The sequence below is a fragment of the Pseudomonas sp. ML2-2023-3 genome (genome assembly GCF_037055275.1).
In the GTDB taxonomy this organism is placed as follows: Bacteria; Pseudomonadota; Gammaproteobacteria; order Pseudomonadales; family Pseudomonadaceae; genus Aquipseudomonas.
In genome coordinates this window covers 1-5,944 of record NZ_CP146346.1, presented here as the reverse complement: position 1 = coordinate 5,944, position 5,944 = coordinate 1, and the positions used below count along the sequence as shown (strand labels likewise).

At 63.2% G+C, this 5,944-nt stretch carries 6 protein-coding genes; 2 read left to right on the top strand and 4 right to left on the bottom strand.

What is annotated here, in order from left to right; genetic code table 11:
- Nucleotides 1-178: 178 nt before the first annotated feature.
- Complete coding sequence (locus V6P94_RS25030; protein ID WP_338649527.1) at nt 179-493, bottom strand: hypothetical protein; 315 nt, start codon at nt 491-493, stop codon at nt 179-181.
- Nucleotides 494-565: 72 nt separating this feature from the next.
- Here V6P94_RS25030 and mobQ (V6P94_RS25025) point away from each other — a divergent pair, with 72 nt between their 5' ends.
- Complete coding sequence (mobQ, locus tag V6P94_RS25025; protein WP_338649526.1) at nt 566-2,104, top strand: MobQ family relaxase; 1,539 nt, start codon at nt 566-568, stop codon at nt 2,102-2,104.
- Here the strand turns inward: mobQ (V6P94_RS25025) and V6P94_RS25020 are convergent.
- Both V6P94_RS25020 and V6P94_RS25015 read right to left on the bottom strand, forming a co-directional pair.
- On the bottom strand, nt 2,101-2,694 hold the full coding sequence (locus V6P94_RS25020; protein WP_338649525.1) for a replication/maintenance protein RepL: 594 nt from the start codon (nt 2,692-2,694) through the stop codon (nt 2,101-2,103). The genes mobQ (V6P94_RS25025) and V6P94_RS25020 overlap by 4 nt on opposite strands.
- A 456-nt stretch (nt 2,695-3,150) precedes the next feature.
- The gene (locus V6P94_RS25015; RefSeq protein ID WP_338649527.1) at nt 3,151-3,465 is read right to left on the bottom strand and encodes a hypothetical protein; all 315 of its coding nucleotides are present in this window, start codon (nt 3,463-3,465) and stop codon (nt 3,151-3,153) included.
- Between the two features lie 72 nt (nt 3,466-3,537).
- On the opposite strand from V6P94_RS25015, the gene mobQ (V6P94_RS25010) reads away from it, so the two are divergent.
- Nucleotides 3,538-5,076 (top strand): MobQ family relaxase, encoded by a 1,539-nt coding sequence (gene mobQ, locus V6P94_RS25010; RefSeq protein WP_338649526.1) that lies wholly within the window; start codon nt 3,538-3,540, stop codon nt 5,074-5,076.
- Here mobQ (V6P94_RS25010) and V6P94_RS25005 read toward each other — a convergent pair.
- Complete coding sequence (locus V6P94_RS25005; RefSeq protein WP_338649525.1) at nt 5,073-5,666, bottom strand: replication/maintenance protein RepL; 594 nt, start codon at nt 5,664-5,666, stop codon at nt 5,073-5,075. The genes mobQ (V6P94_RS25010) and V6P94_RS25005 overlap by 4 nt on opposite strands.
- Nucleotides 5,667-5,944: the final 278 nt, after the last annotated feature.

Below are 5,944 nucleotides of genomic sequence, written 5' to 3'. Positions count from 1 at the left end.
GGGACGCCCAACAAGCGCAGCGCGTTAGCTACGGAGGAGCAGGCACCGCGATTTGATCCAATTTAGGCGGCCTTCCAGTCGCTGTGCGCCGCCTATTACCGCGCACGGGTATAGATCAGCGTGCGGCTGCTTCGCTCCTTCAGGCCGCTGCCTTCGGCCTGCGCGCTTCGCTCGCGTGTTAATCAGCTCGGGGGGTGGTCAGGCGCCGGAGGGCTTCCGACCCTTTGCCATCTTGCCCCAGGACTGCCACGCGCTCGGTAGGTCGTTCCAGGAAGCCACCCAGGCGGGCAAGCAGAGCGTCGAGCCCCTCACCATTCCGTTTGATCTGATCGAGCAGCATGGCCCCTACCAGCACCTTGACCCGGTCGTCCTCACGCTTCTGGCTCTTCCGTTCGGCTGCCATGGCTAATGCGATCTGGCGGTCGATTTTGGCCTTTTGTTGCTTGAGCTTTTCGAGTCTGTCCTGCACCACACACCTCAACAAGAAATCCACCGAGCTGATATGCTAGCACGGACAAATCCCGAGCCTTGGAACAAGGCAAGGGCGCACTTATGCAAACTTCGTTTGCGCGCGGTCGGCTACGCCGACAAATCAAAAGCCAGAGCCAGAGCCGTGTCCTACTCGTGCAGCGTGAAACCAGTCAGCAGAAGCGGTGGCCGTTCGGCCACTGCTTCTGCTGCCTACCGCAATGCCGAACTGATTGAAGATCAGCGGACTGGCGAGCGGCACGACTACACCCGCCGTTCCGGGGTTGAGTCGGTGAGCTGGTTTGCCCCGGCTGGGTGCCGGGAGCAAACCAGCTCCGAGCTGTGGAACCGGGCCGAGGCCGCCGAGAAGCGCAAGAACTCGACGGTCGCCCGTGAGGTTCTGGTCGCGCTGCCGCACGAGCTGAACCAGGCGCAGCGCGCCGAGCTGGTCGAGCGCATGACCGCCCAGCTGGCCGGGCGCTATGGGGTGGCCGGCACTGCCGCCATCCATGCGCCAGACCGCGAGGGCGACCAGCGCAACTGGCACGCTCACATTCTGATGACCACGCGCCGCATCGACCCGGCCACGGGCGACCTGGGCGCGAAGACCCGCGAGCTGGACGACATGAAGACCGGCCCCGTCGAGGTGGTGTGGATACGGCAGATGGTCGAGCGCGAGGGTAATTCCGCCCTGGAGCGGGCTGGCCACGCCGCCCGTCTGGACTGCCGCAGTTTGGCCGACCAAGGCATAGACCGCGCCCCCACCACTCACGAGGGGCCGCGAGTGACGGCCATTCGGCGCGAGTGCGAGCGGGAGCAGCGCGGCCCGCTGGGCGCGTGCGATGTGATCGAGCTGAACGATGCCCGTCGCCTTCGTCCTTTGGCCGAGCTGCGCGCCGAGGCGCAGCAGCTGGAGGCCGAGATTATCGACTTGGCCCAGCACCGCCAGGAGCGTGTGCTGCGGCGCGAGGTGAGCGAGCTGGAGCAAATGATGACAGCACCGTCACCGCGCTCCGTGGCCCGGGCCAAGGCGCAGAAGCGCGAGGTCGGGCAGAAGCAGGAGATCGCCAAACAGTGGCACGAGGAACACCCGACCCGCTCAGCGCTGTGCGAGTGGTTCGGGATCACGCCGCGAGTAGACCAGGAGGCCGAAACCGCCCGACTGGCCTTCAACGCCTCTAAGGCACTGCGGGAGGCGATTAGGTGGACGGAGCAACGAAAAGAGACAGTGCAGCGGCTCCAGGAGGCGCGTCAGGGTCTCTTGGCCGCGCCGGGGATCTCAGATGCCATGGAGCGCCTGGAGAGTGCCTTGCGGGCACTCAGGCGAGCTGAGGGGCTGGCGAACAACCGGCTTACCTGGGCTGGGCTCGATGAGCGCGCAGCGCTGCACCAGGAGCGGCGAGAGCTTGCGGAACTGCGTCGGGAGATCGAGGCCGCTCGCACCCGCGTGCCGACCAGAGCCGAGGCGCAAGAGCTGGAAAAGCGCGCAGGCGAGCAGCTGGGGCGCATAGAGGGCTGGGATCAGATCGAGCAGCAGCGTCACGCCGCGGAGGCCCCGCAGGCGCTGGAGCGCCGTACTGTCGAGCTACGCGACCAACCGGACGGCCCGCGCAGGAGCGGGCCACGTCAGGGCTAGCGTTCGCCGTCCGCAGTGTCAGTTTCCATTGAAACTGAGGCTGGGGTGGACGGTCCCGGTGAGCCCTTTCTGCGGTATTCGGTGATGAACTTCACGCGATCACCCTTGAAGAATAGGGCGGGGTTGACCCAGAAGGTTGAGGGGGAACGAGGGGCTAGAAACTGTTTGGCCAACAGCTCTTTGAGACCCCGCTGGAACGTCTTTTCGCTCATGTCTACGGAGCGACCGGACAGCCCATCGTTGAACCACGCGAGCTCAATACTTTCGGCGAAACCCTGACGCATTGGGGCTCGCTCGTACTCCTGCAGGACAAGTTGAAACACCCGAGACGCTGTGCGGCCAAGGTCAAATGCTGCGGCCACACCTGCCGCAAAAACCTTCACAAAAGATGCATCGTCGCGCTCGTCCACGGTGTAAATCGCCGCTGTCTGGCGGACCTCTCCGGTGCGTGTACTTACCAGCTCCTCTGACGTGCCGGTCTTCACGTACCGCTTCTTCACCGTCACCTCAGTGGGCTCCAGTAGCGGGTTGGCTAGTGGGCTGTATTCAAGCTTGCGGAGGTTGATCGTTCCAGACATATCGGAGGCCATTTTTGTCCTTTGGAAAGACACACGCTATGCGCTTAAAAGACAAAAAACAAGCATAATTTGTCCCGTAATGTCCTGAGTTTGTCTCGGGAGGTCCTGAGTTTGTCTCGACATTTCCCGTGGCGTATAGGCGAAAAGGTCGTTTGCTTCTCACTCTGTTACTACGCGTTTGATCTGGCCCTTGATCTGGGCTCTTGATCTTGCTTCCAAAGTTCAGACAAACCGCGGTGAAACTAGCTCAAGGTGGCCCCCAGTGCAGTGACCGAAGGGCGCTGTGCTGGGGGACGCCCAACAAGCGCAGCGCGTTAGCTACGGAGGAGCAGGCACCGCGATTTGATCCAATTTAGGCGGCCTTCCAGTCGCTGTGCGCCGCCTATTACCGCGCACGGGTATAGATCAGCGTGCGGCTGCTTCGCTCCTTCAGGCCGCTGCCTTCGGCCTGCGCGCTTCGCTCGCGTGTTAATCAGCTCGGGGGGTGGTCAGGCGCCGGAGGGCTTCCGACCCTTTGCCATCTTGCCCCAGGACTGCCACGCGCTCGGTAGGTCGTTCCAGGAAGCCACCCAGGCGGGCAAGCAGAGCGTCGAGCCCCTCACCATTCCGTTTGATCTGATCGAGCAGCATGGCCCCTACCAGCACCTTGACCCGGTCGTCCTCACGCTTCTGGCTCTTCCGTTCGGCTGCCATGGCTAATGCGATCTGGCGGTCGATTTTGGCCTTTTGTTGCTTGAGCTTTTCGAGTCTGTCCTGCACCACACACCTCAACAAGAAATCCACCGAGCTGATATGCTAGCACGGACAAATCCCGAGCCTTGGAACAAGGCAAGGGCGCACTTATGCAAACTTCGTTTGCGCGCGGTCGGCTACGCCGACAAATCAAAAGCCAGAGCCAGAGCCGTGTCCTACTCGTGCAGCGTGAAACCAGTCAGCAGAAGCGGTGGCCGTTCGGCCACTGCTTCTGCTGCCTACCGCAATGCCGAACTGATTGAAGATCAGCGGACTGGCGAGCGGCACGACTACACCCGCCGTTCCGGGGTTGAGTCGGTGAGCTGGTTTGCCCCGGCTGGGTGCCGGGAGCAAACCAGCTCCGAGCTGTGGAACCGGGCCGAGGCCGCCGAGAAGCGCAAGAACTCGACGGTCGCCCGTGAGGTTCTGGTCGCGCTGCCGCACGAGCTGAACCAGGCGCAGCGCGCCGAGCTGGTCGAGCGCATGACCGCCCAGCTGGCCGGGCGCTATGGGGTGGCCGGCACTGCCGCCATCCATGCGCCAGACCGCGAGGGCGACCAGCGCAACTGGCACGCTCACATTCTGATGACCACGCGCCGCATCGACCCGGCCACGGGCGACCTGGGCGCGAAGACCCGCGAGCTGGACGACATGAAGACCGGCCCCGTCGAGGTGGTGTGGATACGGCAGATGGTCGAGCGCGAGGGTAATTCCGCCCTGGAGCGGGCTGGCCACGCCGCCCGTCTGGACTGCCGCAGTTTGGCCGACCAAGGCATAGACCGCGCCCCCACCACTCACGAGGGGCCGCGAGTGACGGCCATTCGGCGCGAGTGCGAGCGGGAGCAGCGCGGCCCGCTGGGCGCGTGCGATGTGATCGAGCTGAACGATGCCCGTCGCCTTCGTCCTTTGGCCGAGCTGCGCGCCGAGGCGCAGCAGCTGGAGGCCGAGATTATCGACTTGGCCCAGCACCGCCAGGAGCGTGTGCTGCGGCGCGAGGTGAGCGAGCTGGAGCAAATGATGACAGCACCGTCACCGCGCTCCGTGGCCCGGGCCAAGGCGCAGAAGCGCGAGGTCGGGCAGAAGCAGGAGATCGCCAAACAGTGGCACGAGGAACACCCGACCCGCTCAGCGCTGTGCGAGTGGTTCGGGATCACGCCGCGAGTAGACCAGGAGGCCGAAACCGCCCGACTGGCCTTCAACGCCTCTAAGGCACTGCGGGAGGCGATTAGGTGGACGGAGCAACGAAAAGAGACAGTGCAGCGGCTCCAGGAGGCGCGTCAGGGTCTCTTGGCCGCGCCGGGGATCTCAGATGCCATGGAGCGCCTGGAGAGTGCCTTGCGGGCACTCAGGCGAGCTGAGGGGCTGGCGAACAACCGGCTTACCTGGGCTGGGCTCGATGAGCGCGCAGCGCTGCACCAGGAGCGGCGAGAGCTTGCGGAACTGCGTCGGGAGATCGAGGCCGCTCGCACCCGCGTGCCGACCAGAGCCGAGGCGCAAGAGCTGGAAAAGCGCGCAGGCGAGCAGCTGGGGCGCATAGAGGGCTGGGATCAGATCGAGCAGCAGCGTCACGCCGCGGAGGCCCCGCAGGCGCTGGAGCGCCGTACTGTCGAGCTACGCGACCAACCGGACGGCCCGCGCAGGAGCGGGCCACGTCAGGGCTAGCGTTCGCCGTCCGCAGTGTCAGTTTCCATTGAAACTGAGGCTGGGGTGGACGGTCCCGGTGAGCCCTTTCTGCGGTATTCGGTGATGAACTTCACGCGATCACCCTTGAAGAATAGGGCGGGGTTGACCCAGAAGGTTGAGGGGGAACGAGGGGCTAGAAACTGTTTGGCCAACAGCTCTTTGAGACCCCGCTGGAACGTCTTTTCGCTCATGTCTACGGAGCGACCGGACAGCCCATCGTTGAACCACGCGAGCTCAATACTTTCGGCGAAACCCTGACGCATTGGGGCTCGCTCGTACTCCTGCAGGACAAGTTGAAACACCCGAGACGCTGTGCGGCCAAGGTCAAATGCTGCGGCCACACCTGCCGCAAAAACCTTCACAAAAGATGCATCGTCGCGCTCGTCCACGGTGTAAATCGCCGCTGTCTGGCGGACCTCTCCGGTGCGTGTACTTACCAGCTCCTCTGACGTGCCGGTCTTCACGTACCGCTTCTTCACCGTCACCTCAGTGGGCTCCAGTAGCGGGTTGGCTAGTGGGCTGTATTCAAGCTTGCGGAGGTTGATCGTTCCAGACATATCGGAGGCCATTTTTGTCCTTTGGAAAGACACACGCTATGCGCTTAAAAGACAAAAAACAAGCATAATTTGTCCCGTAATGTCCTGAGTTTGTCTCGGGAGGTCCTGAGTTTGTCTCGACATTTCCCGTGGCGTATAGGCGAAAAGGTCGTTTGCTTCTCACTCTGTTACTACGCGTTTGATCTGGCCCTTGATCTGGGCTCTTGATCTTGCTTCCAAAGTTCAGACAAACCGCGGTGAAACTAGCTCAAGGTGGCCCCCAGTGCAGTGACCGAAGGGCGCTGTGCTGG